Origin of the sequence: Rosistilla carotiformis, assembly GCF_007753095.1 — a bacterium.
Lineage (GTDB): Bacteria > Planctomycetota > Planctomycetia > Pirellulales > Pirellulaceae > Rosistilla > Rosistilla carotiformis.
This window is the reverse complement of sequence record NZ_CP036348.1, coordinates 4,860,795-4,878,298: the sequence shown is the minus strand read 5'-3', so window position 1 is coordinate 4,878,298 and position 17,504 is coordinate 4,860,795. Positions and strand designations below refer to the sequence as shown.

General features: G+C 56.7%; 13 protein-coding genes. 2 read left to right on the top strand and 11 right to left on the bottom strand.

Annotation, left to right across the window (positions count from 1 at the left end):
- Positions 1-35 precede the first annotated feature (35 nt).
- The 4 genes from Poly24_RS17630 to Poly24_RS17615 form a co-directional block, all read right to left on the bottom strand.
- Positions 36-548: a cyclophilin-like fold protein gene (locus Poly24_RS17630; protein WP_197451996.1), complete on the bottom strand. Its 513-nt coding sequence runs from the start codon at positions 546-548 to the stop codon at positions 36-38.
- A gap of 4 nt (positions 549-552) precedes the next feature.
- Positions 553-1,602: an alpha/beta hydrolase gene (locus Poly24_RS17625; protein WP_145098341.1), complete on the bottom strand. Its 1,050-nt coding sequence runs from the start codon at positions 1,600-1,602 to the stop codon at positions 553-555.
- 133 nt (positions 1,603-1,735) lie between these two features.
- Positions 1,736-2,485: an SDR family oxidoreductase gene (locus tag Poly24_RS17620; RefSeq protein WP_231753203.1), complete on the bottom strand. Its 750-nt coding sequence runs from the start codon at positions 2,483-2,485 to the stop codon at positions 1,736-1,738.
- A 54-nt stretch (positions 2,486-2,539) separates the two neighbouring features.
- Positions 2,540-3,127 (bottom strand): (R)-mandelonitrile lyase, encoded by a 588-nt coding sequence (locus tag Poly24_RS17615; RefSeq protein WP_231753202.1) that lies wholly within the window; start codon positions 3,125-3,127, stop codon positions 2,540-2,542.
- Between the two features lie 402 nt (positions 3,128-3,529).
- Here Poly24_RS17615 and Poly24_RS17610 point away from each other — a divergent pair, with 402 nt between their 5' ends.
- Positions 3,530-4,420, top strand: coding sequence for an AraC family transcriptional regulator (locus tag Poly24_RS17610; protein WP_145098338.1), 891 nt, complete (start codon positions 3,530-3,532; stop codon positions 4,418-4,420).
- A gap of 120 nt (positions 4,421-4,540) precedes the next feature.
- Here the strand turns inward: Poly24_RS17610 and Poly24_RS17605 are convergent, their stop codons facing one another.
- The 4 genes from Poly24_RS17605 to Poly24_RS17590 all read right to left on the bottom strand — a co-directional run bounded on the left by Poly24_RS17605 (position 4,541) and on the right by Poly24_RS17590 (position 9,014).
- Positions 4,541-4,723: a hypothetical protein gene (locus tag Poly24_RS17605; RefSeq protein ID WP_145098335.1), complete on the bottom strand. Its 183-nt coding sequence runs from the start codon at positions 4,721-4,723 to the stop codon at positions 4,541-4,543.
- Positions 4,724-5,223: 500 nt separating this feature from the next.
- Positions 5,224-6,012 carry an SDR family NAD(P)-dependent oxidoreductase gene (locus Poly24_RS17600; RefSeq protein WP_145098332.1) on the bottom strand — a complete coding sequence of 263 codons (789 nt, stop codon included), beginning with the start codon at positions 6,010-6,012 and terminating at the stop codon, positions 5,224-5,226.
- Positions 6,013-6,323: 311 nt separating this feature from the next.
- Positions 6,324-7,133: an AraC family transcriptional regulator gene (locus Poly24_RS17595; RefSeq protein ID WP_145103075.1), complete on the bottom strand. Its 810-nt coding sequence runs from the start codon at positions 7,131-7,133 to the stop codon at positions 6,324-6,326.
- 729 nt (positions 7,134-7,862) lie between these two features.
- Positions 7,863-9,014, bottom strand: coding sequence for a DegT/DnrJ/EryC1/StrS family aminotransferase (locus Poly24_RS17590; RefSeq protein WP_145098329.1), 1,152 nt, complete (start codon positions 9,012-9,014; stop codon positions 7,863-7,865).
- A gap of 500 nt (positions 9,015-9,514) precedes the next feature.
- Between Poly24_RS17590 and Poly24_RS17585 the strand changes: the two genes are divergently transcribed.
- Positions 9,515-12,532: a hybrid sensor histidine kinase/response regulator gene (locus Poly24_RS17585; RefSeq protein WP_145098326.1), complete on the top strand. Its 3,018-nt coding sequence runs from the start codon at positions 9,515-9,517 to the stop codon at positions 12,530-12,532.
- A 44-nt stretch (positions 12,533-12,576) separates the two neighbouring features.
- On the opposite strand, the gene Poly24_RS17580 is transcribed toward Poly24_RS17585, so the two are convergent.
- From Poly24_RS17580 to Poly24_RS17570, 3 genes are all read right to left on the bottom strand, one after another.
- Positions 12,577-14,823: a site-2 protease family protein gene (locus tag Poly24_RS17580; RefSeq protein ID WP_145098321.1), complete on the bottom strand. Its 2,247-nt coding sequence runs from the start codon at positions 14,821-14,823 to the stop codon at positions 12,577-12,579.
- A gap of 20 nt (positions 14,824-14,843) precedes the next feature.
- Positions 14,844-16,691, bottom strand: coding sequence for a preprotein translocase subunit SecA (locus Poly24_RS17575; RefSeq protein ID WP_145098317.1), 1,848 nt, complete (start codon positions 16,689-16,691; stop codon positions 14,844-14,846).
- A 170-nt stretch (positions 16,692-16,861) separates the two neighbouring features.
- Positions 16,862-17,347, bottom strand: a complete 486-nt coding sequence (locus Poly24_RS17570; RefSeq protein ID WP_197451995.1) for a MaoC family dehydratase — start codon at positions 17,345-17,347, stop codon at positions 16,862-16,864.
- Positions 17,348-17,504: the final 157 nt, after the last annotated feature.

The following is a 17,504-nucleotide window of genomic DNA, read 5'->3' as shown; positions in this document are numbered from 1 at the left end:
TCTCCTGTATGTTGGGGCTTTGGCAGTTCTGGTTGTCATTCCAACTCGAAGGTCATGGTGACGTCGCCGTGACCGACCGCTTCGGCAAGATCGGACGGGTTGTCGATTCGCCCAAGCCGAGTGTATCGGTAGGTTGTTTTGAATGCCTTGTAAAATAGAACGAGACTGTTGTCTCCGTACAGCATGATGTCGCCGTTCTGAATGCTGCCGGGATTGATTTCGTCCGTCGGCAGGCGCGTCGCGAGGTGGTAGTATTTCTCGTTGCCATTCAGCTCGGTCATATCAAGCGTCAGCGGCAGCAGCGAATTGAGTTTGGCCACGGTCGCATTGTTTTCGAGCGTGGCTTTGAATGTCTTCGAACCGATTGTGATTTTCACTGTGCCCTCCGCGGCATCGCTTGTGACTTGGGTTCTGTTGCTCGCCGAGCCGGAAGCATCAGCCTTCTGAGCCGGGTTACTACTGTTGCAAGACGTCATGCCGAGAAGTAGGCCCATCGTCGCATAAAGAATTGAGCGAGACTTATTCATGGTGATTGCAATTGTCTCCATGACGCTACTTCAGATTGTTTGTGAAAAAGGACACCAGCTCCTCGAACGGGATCACATCTACGCGATCATAAAGATCAACATGGTTGGCACCCTTGATGATGAGCAGTTCCTTCGGCTCCGCAGCAGCCTTGTAGGCTCTTTCGCTGAGATAACGTGAGTGAGCATTCTCGCCGTGAATCAAGAGGACTGGACGCGGTGAGATTTCATCAATGTAGGTGAGAAGCGGCATGTTCATAAAGGACAACGGATTGGCGACTGTCCATGAACCATTTGAGTTGATTGATCTCGGGTGGAAGCCGCGTGGCTTCTTGTAGTAGTCGGCGTAATCAACCACAAATTGCGGCTCGCCGCCCTTTAGCTCAAGAGAAACGGGGCCAAGCTGCGGCGCGCCCTTTTCGGCATCGGTCCAGCGCTGCTGACTCAGTTTCTCTAGCGTTTTCGTGCGTTCTTCTTTGGTTTGTCTGTCGTTGTAGCCTTTGGCCATTACCCGTGACATGTCATACATGGTGCTGGTCGCGACCGCTTTGATCCGCTTGTCCACGGCGGCGGCGTTCAACGCCATACCGCCGAATCCGCATATGCCTATGATGCCGATTCGTTCGCGGTCCACGGAAGGTAGCAGACCGAGAAAATCCACGGCGGCACTGAAATCCTCGGTATTGATATCGGGCGAGGCGACATGGCGCGGGTCGCCGCCACTCTCGCCGGTGTAGGACGGATCGAAAGCCAGGGTGACAAACCCGCGCTCAGCCATCGTTTGCGCATACAGGCCCGACGACTGCTCCTTCACCGCGCCAAACGGGCCGCTGACGGCAATCGCAGCCAAGCGTTTGTCACCGTGGTATTTCGGTTGATACAGGTCGGCGGCCAAAGTGATACCGTAGCGATTTTTGTAAGTGACCTTCTGATGAGTCACCTTGTCACTCTGTGGGAAGGTTTTGTCCCATGCGGACTTGTCCTCTGCGAATACGGCGTCAAGTAGGGACAGCATCGCGCCGAGGATCGTTAGCACTACTAATTTGTGGGGCGTGATCTTGATCCAGTTAGACTTCATATTTGTATTCTCCTGTAAGCAAAGATTTGAATGGGTATTGCCCGCATCGCGTACGCCGCTAAATCGGCTGCGCATCGGGCCGGAACATGATTTCATTGACATCGACGTTCTTAGGTTCATCGATCTGTTTCGATCAGAGTTCCTGGGCCGTTGGCCTGAACAGGATCTCGTTGACGCCGACCTCTTCGGGCTCGTTGACAGCGAAGGCCACCATGCGGGCGAAGGTTTCGGCGGGCACTCCGACCTGGGCTACATGGTCCTGAGTCGTTTTCTGAACGTCCTGCTCGCTGATGTGTTCCAGCAGTTCCGTTTTGACCGCGCCCGGCGAGATGATCGTGGTGCGTACGTTGTAGGGCGTCATCTCCTGCCGCAACCCTTCAGACAAAGCCCGCACTGCAAACTTGGTCGCGGAATAAACGGCAGAGCCTCCGAAGAGCTTATGGCCCGCGACAGACGAGACATTGATGATGTGACCGGACTTCTGCTCCTTCATGTAGGGAAGCGCGGCGGCAATGCCGTACAGAACGCCTTTGACGTTGACGTCAATCATCTGATCCCATTCGTCGACCTTCAGCCGCTCGAGAGGCGAAAGTGGCATGACCCCGGCATTGTTGATGAGCACGTCAATCTGGCCGTAGGTTGCTACCGCCTTGTCAACGAGTGCCTTCATTTGCTGGCGGTCGGTGACATCTGTGACCACAGCCAGCGCTTTTCCGCCTCGTGCCTCAAGTTCGTCCGCCAGTCCCTTGATGCGATCGGCCCGTCTTGCGGCCAGCACCACCGTTGCTCCCTCAGCGGAAAGCAGCCGTGCGGTTGCTTCACCGAGACCGCTACTGGCTCCAGTAATGACGACGACTTTCCCTTTGATATTCTCACTCATCATGACGTTATACCTTTCGTATTGTTGATACTCACTTAGTTGACAATCAGAACGCGACTACGCTCCATACTGCTCTTCGGTGACATGCTCCATCCAATCGACAACTTTGCCGTCGAGGGATTCCATAATCGCGATGTGGGACATCGCGGTCGCGGGCGACGCGCCGTGCCAGTGTTTCACTCCTGGCGGGAACCACACCACGTCGCCTGGACGAATCTCCTCGACCGGGCCTCCCCAGACCTGCACACGGCCGAGGCCCGACACCACGATCAAAGTCTGGCCGAGGGGATGCGTATGCCACGCCGTGCGGGCGGCAGGTTCGAAAGTGACGCTCGCACCGGAAGTTCGTGCCGGTTCATGGGCATCGAACAACGGGTCGATTCGCGTTTTACCGGTGAACCAGTCTGGTGGTCCGGCCTTAGAGGGTTGCACCCCATTTCTTGTGATTTCCATTATTTCCTCCTTCGATTTCGTAGACTCTTGGTTTGCTCTGATTTCACCAATAGTCGACAGTGAAAACGCAGCAGCACCTGCAACCCCAGTAAACTCTCGACGATTGAGTCGGATCTGAGAGGCAGGCGACAAGCTTTGCGATTGCAAGCTTGCCAACCTGCTGCGTTGAATCTTTGAGTTTCGGTTTGCCATTTGGCTTCGTCCTTCAAGTTGAGTTGTGTCAGTACTTCATCGTATTCGTCCCTTCACAACAGGGGATAGAACGATCCTCTTGGCTCATTGCCTGATCCTCCGCGGCTTTAAACTTCGATTTCAGCAAACTGGCTAGCGTTCATATACCACTCGACGAAAATGATTCCAAGCAGGAATTCATCTCTATGATTATCTCCAACTTGCTCCGACCAAACTCGCTCTTAGACGTTGAATGCTATTCGATAAAAACTCCCCGCCAGTAACACAATCCTGCTACGCGATTGCCTGATCCTCCGCAAGCATGCGAACCGAAGGTAGTCACACTCGCCAGCCCTCGGTACGATAAAGACAACGAGGGCGCCCCTCGCCAGACGCAAGACGGCAATTTCGGAAGGAGCAAAAATGAACAGCCAACAATTGAAAACGCTGGTGTCTGTGGTTCGGCGGCATTCGACTGCGAATAAGTCGGTCAGCAGTGCGATTCCGGAGCTTAAATTGTCGTCGTTCTCGGCGCCGACGGAGATGACGGCTCTGATTTACGACCCGTGTTTGTGCTTCGTTGCCCAGGGTGGCAAAGAAGTCGTGCTGGCCGATGAAGCATACCGAATGGACGAGGGACAGTTCCTGCTGGTATCGGTCGACCTTCCGGTCGATGCGCGAGTGATTGAGGCATCGTCCAGTAAGCCCTATTTCGGCTTGCAAATCTCGTTGGATCCAAGAGTCGTTGGGGATTTGCTTGCTGACGGTTCGACTGTTTCGACAACCGGTCCATCGGAGCGAGGGTTGGCCGTAACGCTGGTCCAACCGCAACTACTCGATGCCGTGAGCCGACTCGTCGCTCTGCTTGACGCGCCGCAGGACATCGGCCCCCTTGGGCCGCTCGTGTTACGCGAAATCACTCACCGAGTATTGACCGGTCCGCAGGGAATGCGTCTTCGCCAAATCGCGCTGGCAGGAGCTCCCGCTTACCGCATTGCGCAAGCAATTCGTTGGCTAAAGGACCACTTCGCCGACCCATTGAGAATTGAATCCCTTGCGGAGCAAGTTGGACTGAGCGTCTCTTCGTTTCACCTGCATTTCAAGAGCGTGACTGCTATGACGCCATTGCAGTATCAGAAGCGCATAAGGCTCCAGGAAGCTCGCAGCTTGATGCTCGGAGAAAGGCTCGATGCAGCCGAAGCCGGCTTTCGTGTTGGATACGAGAGCCCGTCCCAGTTCAGCCGTGAATACCGCCGCATGTTTGGCGCACCGCCTCGCCAAGACGTTGACGCCGTACTTTCGGCAACTTCGTAGAAATGTTCGGGACGACTGAAGGAAACCCATGGCAGACGGTTCCGGCTGGCCGATCGCAATGTGGTTCCCGTGTCACCGCGCTCGTCGCTGACTCGTATTCTGATTCGCTTCGCCGACAAGTTAGACTAGATCGGTTTCACCGTAGCCGGGACACGACCGGAGTCGGAGCTGACGGAGGTATTCCTGACGATACTGTTCTTGCTTGATGGGATTATCAAGAGCTTGCTCCTCGCTTGCATCGAGCTGGTCTTCAGCTTCTTTTTGATCCTTCGGGTCTTCGCTTGGAGTAGGTGAGTTAGTCATGGGCTTGGGTCTCCATCTGAAACGCTTGGCAAGGCCACGCCGAAACGCGTTCGCGTTCGGGTAGCCAGAAACACAATAGGTCGATTAGCAAAGAAGCCTGTGAAAGCGTCTTTGCGGGATCGTGCCAGCGAAGGACCGGCTAATCAAACTTTGCTCGGCAAGGGCTTTAAGAAAGCTGTTTGGTGAACCGCTTTCCGCCTTGCTTTGGAAGACGAGAAGCGAATCACTTCAGCTGTTTACGGTTTTCTCCGATCAGGGCTTTTAGCCCGGCGAAAGCCGCAGGATCGGATGTTTGCAGGTCGGAAAGAGAGGAGCAAAAAAGTTCTAACCGTGTCTTGTCGCCCCGACCTTGAATTCAAAACAGCACGTCGCTTCGATTTGCGGCGAGCTGTTTCTCTTCTAATTGCAACGGTTTACGCGAGTTCTTGTCAGCTACCTTGGCAGTTCAAACCGATGCCCTGTTTCGCCCGCGTCACCTTCACGTTTCTTTTCCTCCTCCGTTAAGCAATCGTTGGAATGAGTCCTCCGTCGACTCGTATTGGTGCTCCGTTGATAGCCGATGCGAGTGGGCTGGCAACAAAGGCAACCATGTTGGCAATCTCTTCGGGTTCTATCAATCGTTGAATCAACGAGGTCGGCCGATTGTCTGCCATGAATCGCTTCTCCGCCGAATCGTAGGGGTCGTCCGGGAAAAGGTTGCTGACGAATTCCTTCACACCTGGCGTTAACGTCGATCCAGGCATGACGGTGTTCACCGTAACGCGGCTTCCCTTGGTCAATTGAGCCAGACTGCGCGAGACGGCAAGTTGTGCCGTCTTGGTCATCGCGTAGTGAGGCATTTCCGGAGCGGGGACGACGCCGGATTCGCTGCTGATGAAGATGATGCGTCCGGTGTTTTGCTCCAGCATTTGCTTGAGGTAATGCCGTGCAAGCCGCACACCACTCATCACGTTGATGTCAAAGATGTGCTGCCACGCTTCGTCCGTCAGATCGAAGAAATCGACCGCTTCAAAAATGCCCAGATTGTTGACCAGGATATCGATCTGCGGATGTTCGGCGATGGTTCGTGCGACGCCTTCGGCCGTCCCATTGTCGGAAACCAGCCCGATCAGGTCGGCCTTCGGTTGACTCTCGCGAATTTTTCCAATCGCCGTCTCGACGCTCGCTTCGCTGCGACCGTTGACGATGGTTGTTGCCCCTTCGGCAGCCAGGCGAGTCGCGATCGCCAGCCCGATTCCGCCTGTTGATGCGGTGACCAGTGCCGTCTTGTTGTTGAGTTCAAGATTCATCGAATTCTTATCCTATTCCCTGGCGTTCATGGATGGGTGTCGAAGCGAATACTTCAACAGACGGGGCTGACTTGTAGCCCTTCTACGCCATAAGTTTAGGGAGGTGCCCGGGAAGCTTCTTGAACGATTTTGCGCGCCGTCAAAAGAACTGCTGCAAGGATGTACGCAGGCTCAGAACCTGCGGATCGTCCCCGTCGCCCGTCCACTTTGGTATCAACACCGTCGATTATTTCGCGGAAGGGGGCGAGCCATCCGATCTTTCACGCTCTATTGCGCGTGACACCGGACGGCTTGGGGAGCGCGACGGCGGGTCAGGAGTGGCTCGATGAATTCACTGCCTTCGAGTACGCTCCCGGCGCGACCCCGATGAATCGTTTGAAATGCCGAGTGAAGTGCGACTGGTCCGCGAAACCGGCAGCGTAGGTGACGTTAGCTAGCGTCTCACCGGCCATCAACATCTGCTGCGCACGACGGACTCGGATCTGAGAGAGATAGGCCTGGATGGGAATGCCGACCTCTTTGGAGAAGACGCGGCTTAAATAAGGGGCGGAGGTCCCAGCCAATTGGGCGAGTTCGTGAAGCGAGACATTCTCGCGGAATTTCGCTTCCAAGCTCTCCTTGACTCTCCGAATGTTCGCACGTCCCCGCTTTTTCGGAATGTCCGGCATCGATGCGTGCCGCACCAAAAGCTCGCAGATGGCTTCATAAAAGGCTGATTCCTGATCCAACTGTGGATCTCCGTCGTCCATCGCCCGGTGAGCCTGCAAAACGAGCTCGACAAGTTGCGTGTCGTCGATGACCGGGGGCAGCAACAATGGTTCGATATCACCGTTGCGGTCAAACGTCCTGACGATACTGGCGATGACGTTCGGGGCAGCATAGAGATAACGCCACGCTCCGGTAGCCGTGCACGAATGCACTTCATTGGGGTGAATAACAAGCAGAGTCCCCGGTCCGGTGAAGTATCGCTGGCCACGATAGAAAAACGTCCCCGTCCCCCCTTCGGAAACGCCCAGTTTGTATTCAGGGTGCGAGTGATTCGGCCAAGTGTGTTCGACCGACTCCCATTGATGCACCGTAATCCCGTCGTCGGCAGAACCACGAACTTTGAAATGCTTCACTTTTAATCCGGAAGCCATATTGTCCTCGGTGGCGAATCAAACAACGTGAAAGGCAACGGTGAGTCTACGTCGCGGGATGAGTGCGAGCAAGCAGGACGTAGAGTGCCCTCTCGGCCGCTTCCTATTCTACACGGAAATCACGCCATTAGACCGCGAACACCCGACATCGAGAGATAACACCTCCTGCGTCATTCTAAAGGTGGAAAGGGGACATCCACAAAATTGACTGTGTCGATTGGGGCCTTCGTTCGAGAGCGAGTTTCTCGAAGTGCATCGTTGGGAACCAAGGGGTTGTCTGTTCCCAAATGGGCCGGTTTGATTTTGGGTGCCACTGGCTTTGCCCGTGCGATGCGAGCGAAGTCTTCTTTCTGGGGGCGTCCCTACCGAACCATTCTTATTTCGGCCTGGTGGGCGGGGCTGCGTTCCAACCGGTTCGGCTTGGTGAGAGCGCTGCGCAACGCTTGCTTGGTGTGACGAGCGTCGCTAATTCCACGGAACCGCGACTCGATTCGAGTTCCCGTCGTCGGGAGAATCGACCAGCGACCGCATTGCCGATGCGGTTTATCGTGCGTCAGAACCCCAAAACTCAACACGCTTTGAACGCATTACATTTTTGCGTTTTGAGTTTTGGAATCGCAGGTTCGTACCGGTGGGGCCCAGGCATTTATTCCCCACGGAGAGAGCACCGCGTGGTGGTTGAAGTCACGCGGCGATTTGGTATCCGGTGCGTTACGCAGCCGCTTTTTGGCGGCCTTGGAAGAAGCCACGCAAGACGCTGACGACGCGTTCTTGTTCGGATTCTTGCAGTTCGGGGAAGATCGGTAGATTCAAGATCTCCTTCGCCGCACGTTCGGTTTCGGGGAGCGAGCCGGGCTGAACCGCGACGTGAGCGAAACATTCCTGTTGGTGCATTGGAACGGGGTAATAGATTTCCGATCCGACACCGTGGCTGGCGAGATGTTCGCGAACCGCGTCGCGTTGACCATCGGGAACGCGGATCGAATACTGATTCCAAACGTGATACGCGTTGGGATCAAGTTTCGGCAGCGTAAAGTGTTTGTGCAGGTCTGCAGCTTGCAACATGTCGCGGTACCGCGTCGCGTTCTTTTGGCGGCTGACCGTCGCTTCGGGCAGATGCTTCAATTTGACGCGGAGGACTGCGGCTTGGAAAGTATCCAGGCGGCTGTTGATGCCCAAGGCACGGTGGTGGTAGCGAGGTCGCATGCCGTGCGAAGACAGCAAGCGCAGACGATCGGCGATTTGCGGATCGTTGGTGGTCATCATGCCGCCGTCGCCCATCCCGCCAAGGTTCTTGGTTGGATAGAAGCTGAAGCAACCGATACGTCCCCAGCTGCCCGCCGGTCGGCTGTGGTAGGCCGATGCGATCGCTTGAGCGGCGTCTTCGATGATCGCGATGCCGTGCTTTTCGCCAATCTGGCAGATCTTATCGATCGCCGCACATTGGCCAAACAAGTGGACCGGAATGATCGCGCGGGTTGCGGGAGTGATCGCCGCTTCGATCGCGCGGTGATTGATGTTGAAGGTGTCCGGCAGGATGTCGACAAACACCGGTTTGGCACCCAAGCGTTCGATGCAGCTGACGCTGGCGAAGAAGGTGAAACTGGGAACGATCACTTCGTCGCCGGGGCCGATATCCAAAGCCATCAGGGCCAACAACAACGCATCGCTTCCCGATGCACATCCAATCGCATGATCGACCTGGCTGAGGGTCGCGATCTCATTCTCAAGTGCCGAGACATCGGGACCGTATAAGAAGCGACCGCTATCGATCACCTCTCCAATCGCCGCCAGCATCTCCTGACGCAATGGCGCGTTTCCTCGACCTACATCCAGCAGTGGCACATTTGGTTCATCGGCCATGGCATTTGCCTTCCTTGGCTTGCTTTAGTTTTGAGCGGAGTCGTCCCAGACCCCTTGCTAATCTGACGATATGCCAACTTGGTCGAATTGGTCAAGATCGTTTCAATTGGGGGGATTGGGGCATTGGCAAAGGAAAACGTTGAATGCGACCGATGCGCTCGATTTTTGTGAACGATTCGTGAGGATCGGAGTCAAATACAAAGTGCAAGTTTTAGGACTGACAATCAAACGCTTTCTTCGCGTTATCCTTCGTCCGTGGCCTGGAGTGGTGTCGCGGTGCGAGGTCTGAAATCCGCCGGACGCTCGCAGCGGAATCGCCCGGCGATATTGATTCACATGAAAATGCAGCGAAGGCGCGTCGAGAGGGACACGGATTGCCTGGCACGTTGTTGAGACTGGCCTATATTGAAACAGAATCATTGCGTACACGGGGCACCGCAGATGTTACACTGCGGCAGCCCCACCCTTGAGTCATCTTCCGCCCGCGCGATAGACCTTCCATGCGTGATCCCACCGGCCCTTTCGACCTGCGATCTGCCTTGGAGAAGGTGCGGGCGCGGCTCGCCGCTCAGCTGACCGACTCGCCGGACGCTGACGAATTGATGCGGGATTGGGAACAGATTGCCCGTCGTGCCGAAGCGGCGGAGGCCGTCGCAGTCGAGACGGCGGGGTTAGAAACGGCGGATCCCGATGCCAACCCCGAAGATCCGAGTTCGGCCTTGGGGGAGACTCGGATTCTGTACCACACGTTGGTCGACAATCTGCCTATCAATTTGGTCTTGAAAGATTTGCAAGGCCGTCGCGTTTTTGCCAATGAACGCTATCTGCAATTGCACCACATGACGTTGGAGGATGTGCGCGGCAAGACCGACTATGATATCTTTCCGAAAACGCTCGCCGATCAATACCGGCTGGATGATCAGCAAGTGATCCGAGAAGGGATCGTGCTGCACGACACCGAACCTTATCTTTCCAAAGATGGCGAGGAATGTTGGATAGAACGGGTCAAGGCCCCCGTCCGCGATGCGCGGGGTCAGATCACTGGGGTGCAGCTGCTGTTTTGGGATGTCACCGAGCGGAAGCATCTGGATCAGGATCTGGAGAAAGCGCGTTATCTTCTGAACACGTTGCTGAACAACATTCCTGATAGCATCTATTTCAAGGATCGCGACAGTCGATTCATCCGCATCAGCCGCAGCATGGCGCAGAAGTTCAAGTGGAAAAACGCGGAGATCGCTGTCGGCAAGACCGATGCCGACATCTTCACGCGCGAACATGCCGCGTCGGCGCGGGCCGACGAGATGGAGATCATGAAGACCGGCGTTCCAATGGTCGCTGAGATCGAACGGGAAACCTGGGCCGACCGTCCCGACAGTTGGTGCTCGTCGACCAAGATGCCACTGCGCGACGACGCCGGTCGCATCGTGGGAACCTTTGGCATCACTCGCGACGTCACCGAACTGATGCGTACCGAACAGGAACTGAAGACCGCCAAAGAAGCCGCCGATGCGGCCAACCAAGCGAAAAGCGACTTTCTGGCGAACATGAGTCATGAAATTCGCACGCCGATGAACGGGATCATCGGGATGGCCGATCTGATGGCCCATACGAACCTCTCGATCGAACAACGTGATTATCTGAGAACGATCAAAGATTCGGCCGATTCGCTGCTGCGGATCATCAACGACATTCTCGATTTCTCCAAGATCGAAGCTGGCAAACTGGAGCTCGAAGAGACCACGTTCAACCTCCGCGATTGCGTCGGTCGCACGGTCCAGACCCTGGCGGTTAAAGCGGCCGAAAAAGGATTGGAGCTCGCCTGTCGCATCGATCCCCACTTGCCTCACCAAGTTTCCGGTGATCCGGTGCGGCTGCGACAGATCGTCGTCAATCTGGTCGGCAACGCGATCAAATTTACGCAGCAGGGAGAGGTGGTTGTCGAAGTGACCAATGCCGACGATCCCAAGATCATCGCAGTCACCCAGCCGAAGCAAGACGTGGATGCCGAAGCGATCAGCCGGCATGCCCCGGCGGGATCGATTCGCTTGCAGTTTGCCGTTCGCGATACCGGGATCGGGATTCCTCGCGAGAAGATGCAATCGGTTTTTGAAGAGTTCGCTCAGGCGGACGTTTCGACGACGCGGCAGTTTGGCGGCACCGGATTGGGATTGGCGATCTCGGCGCGGTTGGTGGAGTTGATGCACGGCGCGATTTGGTTGGATAGCCAGTTGGGCGTGGGGACCACCTTCTTTTTCACGACGGAGTTTTCGTTGGTTGACGAATCCGCGTCGCAACCATCGGAAAACCTGGACAGTCTGCGCGGGCTGGCAACGATCGTCGTCGACGACAACAACACCAATCGTCAGATCTTTGGCGAGATGCTTGACGCCTGGCAATTGAATCCCACGTTGGTGGGGAGCGCGCCGGCGGCGCTTGCGGAATTGCAACGGGCCGCGGCTACCGAGGCGCCTTACCGGCTGGTGTTACTCGATTGCATGATGCCTCACATGGACGGGTTTGCGTTGGCCGAATGCATTCGGCAATCGCCGATGCTGAAATCGCTGCCGATCATCATGATCTCATCGGCCGCGCGGGGAGACGATTCGCAGCGGTGCCGGGAGATGGGGATTCAGCGCTATCTGACCAAGCCCGTTTTGCAATCCGACCTGTTCGATTCGATACTTGAAGCGATGGGGATTCGCAGCCCCAGCGAACACCAAATCACGCCGATCGAAGCCGATCGGATGACGCGTCCGTTGAACATTTTGTTGGCTGAAGATGGGCTGGTCAATCAGCGGGTCGCGATTGGTTTTCTGAGTCGCGCCGGGCATAACGTCACCTTGGCGCGGAATGGGATCGAAGCGGTCTCGGAGGTTGCCCGACAGACCTTCGATTTGGTGCTGATGGATCTGCAGATGCCCGAGATGGATGGCGTCGAAGCGACGCTTGAGATCCGGGCGCGCGACCGCCATTTGGGACACCACACGCCCATCATCGCGATGACCGCCGCGGCGATGGATGGGGATCGCGAACGCTGCTTGAATGCGGGGATGGACGATTACATTTCGAAGCCGATCAATCCGACGCAGTTGCAGGCAGTGATCGCGAATGTCTTCGAACGCCAGCCGCTGCCGTTGTGCCCGACCGAGCAACGCTTCCTGCCGCCGCTGGAACAAGCGGCGCCTTCGCAGATCGTGGACATTCAACGTGCGATCGAACGGATCGATGGCGGCTGGGAACTGTTGGAACCGTTGACCAGTGCGATGCGTCAGGAGGGCCCGTTGCTGATCGATCAGATCCACCACGCGCTGCAGGTGGGGGATTGCCAGTCGCTGGCCCGCGCCGCCCATACGCTAAAAGGATCTGCGGATGTTTTTGCCGCTAGCCGAGTGGTCGCGATATCGATCCGCCTGGAAGACCTCGCCCGTGGCAAAAAATTGCCCGAATGCCGCGCTTTGGTGGACGAATTGCAAGAGGAAGTGCAGGCGATGTTGGAATGTCTCAGCCGCGATCCGTAGTGCGAAGAATACCGCCGATGCGAAGCGGTGCTGGCATGACGCGTCTATAGATCAATCCGGAATGTCTTTTGCAGGAACCGGATCGCCCGGGACGCCAATGTCTGTTGGCCGATCGCAATGCGAGCGGTTCCGTGCAAACCATCTTCCAGCGGTTGTTCGGTCTCTGGCAGATGGGCGATCGCTTGGTAGACGGCGCCCGCCGGACGCGCGTTCTGCGGATCTTCGATTTCGTCGGTCCAGATGCTCTCGTTGGGCTTGGTTTCAATCGTTCCACCAAACTGTTGCGACACATGGGCCCGGATCTGGTCGGCATCGGTTTCGGAGATCGATTCGATGCGACTGGGGATCGACACCGCGGAACGGGAATCGAGCAACAGTTCGACCGGTTGGCCTATGTCGATAAATTCGATATCACTTTGGTCGATCGTCAATCGCGCGTCGGGGGTTCCCAGATTCCCGATTTTGCAAATCGGTTGGCCACGCAGGAAGGATGTCCCCACGTTTTCGGCGTGCAGTGTCCAGCCGTCCCAGTAATCGAGGGTGTCGGCATCGGCCTGCGGCGGCGGTTCCGACCAGATCGGCATCACCATGCCCGATTGAGGCGCCAGCAGAACCATTTGCTGTTGGATCCGGTTCAATTGCGCCAGACGTTGTTCGATCGTCAACCGTTGTTCGCGAAGATTGCTCAATGGGTCGCTTCCGGAAGGAGCATGGTACCGCGTCAAGCGGAGCATCCGTTGTTCGCTATCGAGTTCAATCAGACGACCGCTGAGTTCGGCGATCTCCAGCTCTACATCCAGGTCGCGTAGCGTCGCGATTTTTTCCCCCTTCTGGACGTATTGTTTCGGCGTCACATGCAGCGTTTCCAGAACCGCATCATGTTGGACGTAGACCGTTTGCGCATCGCGCGGTTGAACGACGAAGTCGCAGACGACATGGCTGGGCAAAGGGACGGCGAACAGGAACACCATCGCCGCGACAAGCAGTACGGCCGCGCCGATGCCGCGAACGGGTTTGATCTTGTGGATGCGTCCGGGGACGGAAAAGTATTTGACAAGCCCGATCAGCGGGACGATGGCGAGCATGGCAACCAAAAGAAAGCTGAACATCTTGGCGAACTCCTGCAGCCCCGCGGGGCGGAAGAGACGAACGATTAGAAAAGCGATGACATAGATCAGAACAATGCGATAGAGCGTCGCGGCGATTAGATACCCGACCAACCAGACTTTCGTTCGCAGCGGTAACATATCTTCGTCTCCCTCCCGCACGCCGAACGCGAATCGAAGGAAGAGATTGCGAACGATGGTTTGGGATCGCTTCTGCAAGTTGGGGATTTCGATCAGATCGCACAACATGTAATACCCGTCGAACTTTAACAACGGGTTGCCATTGAACAACACCGCACTGACCGATCCCAGAAACATCACGTTGAGACAGACGTATTGGAATCCGCCCGGTCGGCTGTGCCACCAACCCAATGTGGCCAACGCCGCCAGGACCAGTTCCACATAGACACCGGCGGCGGCAATCGCGGCACGCTTCCATTTATCGGCAAGACGCCAGGAATCGGAGGTGTTGACGTAAAGGGTGGGCATGAAAACCAATAGCATCACACCCAGTTCATGACATCGGCGACCATACCGGGTCAAAACGATGCCGTGTCCGAATTCGTGAAGCACCTTCATCGCGGCCAGTACGATCGCCAATAGCAGCCAATTGTTTCCTGAAAAGAATGTCTGCATGCGGGGCAGGCGGGCGACAAATTCATCCGCATGCGCGGCCAACCAGGCGACGGCGAACAACATCAGCAACACGTTGGCAATCACGATTGGTTTGCTGAAGAACCAACCGAAACAATCGTTCGCAAGACGGAAGGCGCGGTCGGGATTGATCCCGCGCCAACGAAAGGCCAGCACGTTCTTGCCTTCGCTGAATCGCTGCTTCAGCTTGCGTCGCCGCCCCATCCGATGAAGATGACGCCCGGAATCGGACAGCGCTCCGGCGAGCAACCCCTTTTTGTGGAAGTCGATCAGATAGGCTTGGATCTCCTGTTGCGTGATGCGATGGGGGGCGAAGCGTGCTTCGAACTGTTCCTTGATTTCGATGACGCTGTGCTGGCCGTCCAGTGCCGTCAGCAATGCGTGCTCTTGTTCGTTCAACCGAAAATATTCGAGCGCCAACAAATCCCCGACCACATACGTCGGTTCCCCGCGATAGACGTGAGGGACCACCCGCAGGTCATCGCGCATTCGCAGGGGGATCGGATTCGTTGGGCTGCCAGTGGCATACATAGGGATTGATTTGTTGTGTGTTACATCACATCCAGCAACGGATCGCGGCCCATTTCCCAGATCGCGCGGAGTCGTCGTTTTTCATGGTACAGTGCCGCCATGCGGTTCTGGCGACGGCGTCGTTCCAAGGCATGTTGGGCGGCCGCAAGGGACGTGGCTTGGTTACCGTGCCGATGCTGACGGTATTGGGTTGCCGATTTTTCGCCGTAGGCTCGATCTAAGATCGCATCATCCAAGCAGAGGAATAGGCGATACGTTCCCGGTTGCCCTTGGCGTCCACAGCGACCCCACATCTGTTGATCTTGACGCGGGGAATCATGGTGCTCCGAAAGAATCACGTGCAGACCGCCGCGCTCGATCACGTCGTCGGACAATTCAATATCCGTGCCGCGTCCCGCCATACTGGTCGCCACCGTGACTTGTCCCGAGCGTCCGGCGCGGGCGATGATTTCCGCTTCCGAGGCGTGTTCTTGGGCGTTAAGCACTTGGTGCGGCAGCTGGGCATCATGCAATAGTTTACTTAAACGCTGCGAATTCTCGACACTACGGGTGCTGATCAGCACCGGCCGTCCCGCTTGCGAGACGGCAACGATTTCGTCGACGATGGCTTGGTATTTTTGGTCTTGATCGGCAAAGTAGCGTGTCGACAGCGGTTGCCGCCGCGAAGGATGACGCGGCGGAATCGGGATCACGTTGGCCTTGTACACCTTCTTCAGTTCGGTCGCTGCGGCAACCGCGGTCCCTGTCATGCCGGCCAGCTGACGATACGCGAGGAACAGCCCCTGCACGGTCAGTTTGGCCGCATGGGTTGTCGGCGCCGTGATCGGTAATCGCTCGGCCGCTTGAATTGCTTGTTGAATGCCATCTTGCCATTGCCGCCCCTCACCCAAGCGTCCCGTCGCTTCGTTGACCAACACGATCTCGCCCTCGCGAACGATGTACTGTTGGTCGCGATGGAAGTCGCGGTGCACTTGGATCGCCCGTTCGAGCTTTTCGAATCGATCCAGGATGCTATGCCCTTCAAGCAAGTTGCCGTTCAATTGTTGCCGCGCCCATTGGCGTCCGGCGGGTAACAATTCCACCGAGCCTTCGCGGAGGTTGTACCGGTAGTGTTGGTTTTCGAGTGCGCGAGGGGCGGTGGTCGCTGCCCAATCGTAGAGGGCTTGTTTTTGATCGGTCAGCGGCGACGAAGCAGCGATCACCAGCGGCGTGTTCGCTTCGTCGATCATCAACGCATCCGCTTCATCGGCCAACAGATATTCGAGCCCGCGACCGACCGGCTGCAGTTCGGACGCGCCGTTGCCAGATGCACGTTCGGCGCGGCGCTTCAAACGATCGCGTAAGAAATCGAAACCAAGTTCGGCAGCGGTGGCATAGGTGATGTCGCAACAATAGCCCTGTCGGCGCTGGGCGTCGTTCATTCCATCGACCACCACGCCACAGGTCATTCCCAACATGGCGAACAGTGGTCGCATGGTGTCGGCGTCGCGCCGAGCCAGGTAATCATTACTGGTCGCCAGATGCACGCCTTGGCCTCGCAAAGCGTGCAGGTACAACGGCAAGGTTGCGGTCAGCGTCTTGCCTTGGCCGGTTTCCATCTCGATCACACAGCGGTTCGCTAGATGGATGCCTCCCAACAATTGCACGTCGTAGTGGCGAAGGTTTAAGGTGCGCTGCGCCGCTTCGACAACGAGTGCGTACGCTTCGGGGAGTATCCGGTGCAGCGATTCGCCTGCCGCGGCGCGGTATCGCAGGGTCGCCGATCGTTCCCGAAGCTGTTGGTCTGATCGGTTGGCAAGTCCGCGCAACTGACGTTCGATCCGCGTCAATTGGCGAGCGGCTGGCGAGCGGAACGGCAGAGAGAACATGGCGACATGATTCGGGAGACGCGAACACAGGATTTCTTGGGGTTACGGTCTACGATAGACCAAACACCTGCCGAATGCCAACACTCCGCAACACCCGACCCGAAGGGTGGATCCGTTCGACGCAACTGGTGCGAACCGAGCGCTCGCACAGGGTGCAACGCCAAACCGGATTAAACCGATTCGTGGGCCTCCGTCGCCTTGCGTCGGACTTTTGTCGCCGTTTTTGCAGCCACGATCGTCACCAGGCTGCCTTGTTGCACGACCAGACCGCTTTGGTTAATCAATTGGCGGAACCAGGTCACCTTCCCGGCGCGGCGGCCGTGAGGCTGGATCGCGATGATTTCGGTCTCCACGTGCACCGTATCACCAAAAAAGATGGGGTGCTTAAATTGCCAGTCCTCGAGATCGGTGAACGCGATCGTGTGGACTTGGGGATGGTTTGAAGAGAGCCCCGCCATGATCGATAGGCCAAGCAAACCATGGGCGATCGGCTTGCGAAACGCCGACTTGCGGGCGAAGTCTTCGTCGACGTGCAGGGGGTCGTGATCACCGGTCAAATCGGCAAAACCGATCACCTGATCTCGCGTAATCGTGCGGCTGGGGCTGACCCAATGATCTCCCTTGTGCAGATCTTCCAGATAAAGTGTTTCGTTCACAGTATCCCTCAATACGCGCAACTCGGAGACTTGTCAGACAACAAGACCTGCCGAGGGGGCATCGGTTGAAAACGTCCGGCGCTTGCAGGAAAGCGTGCTGCAATCGTATCAGGCATCTCCTGAATCGGCATCGCGACGCCCAACGCACCGTTTACTA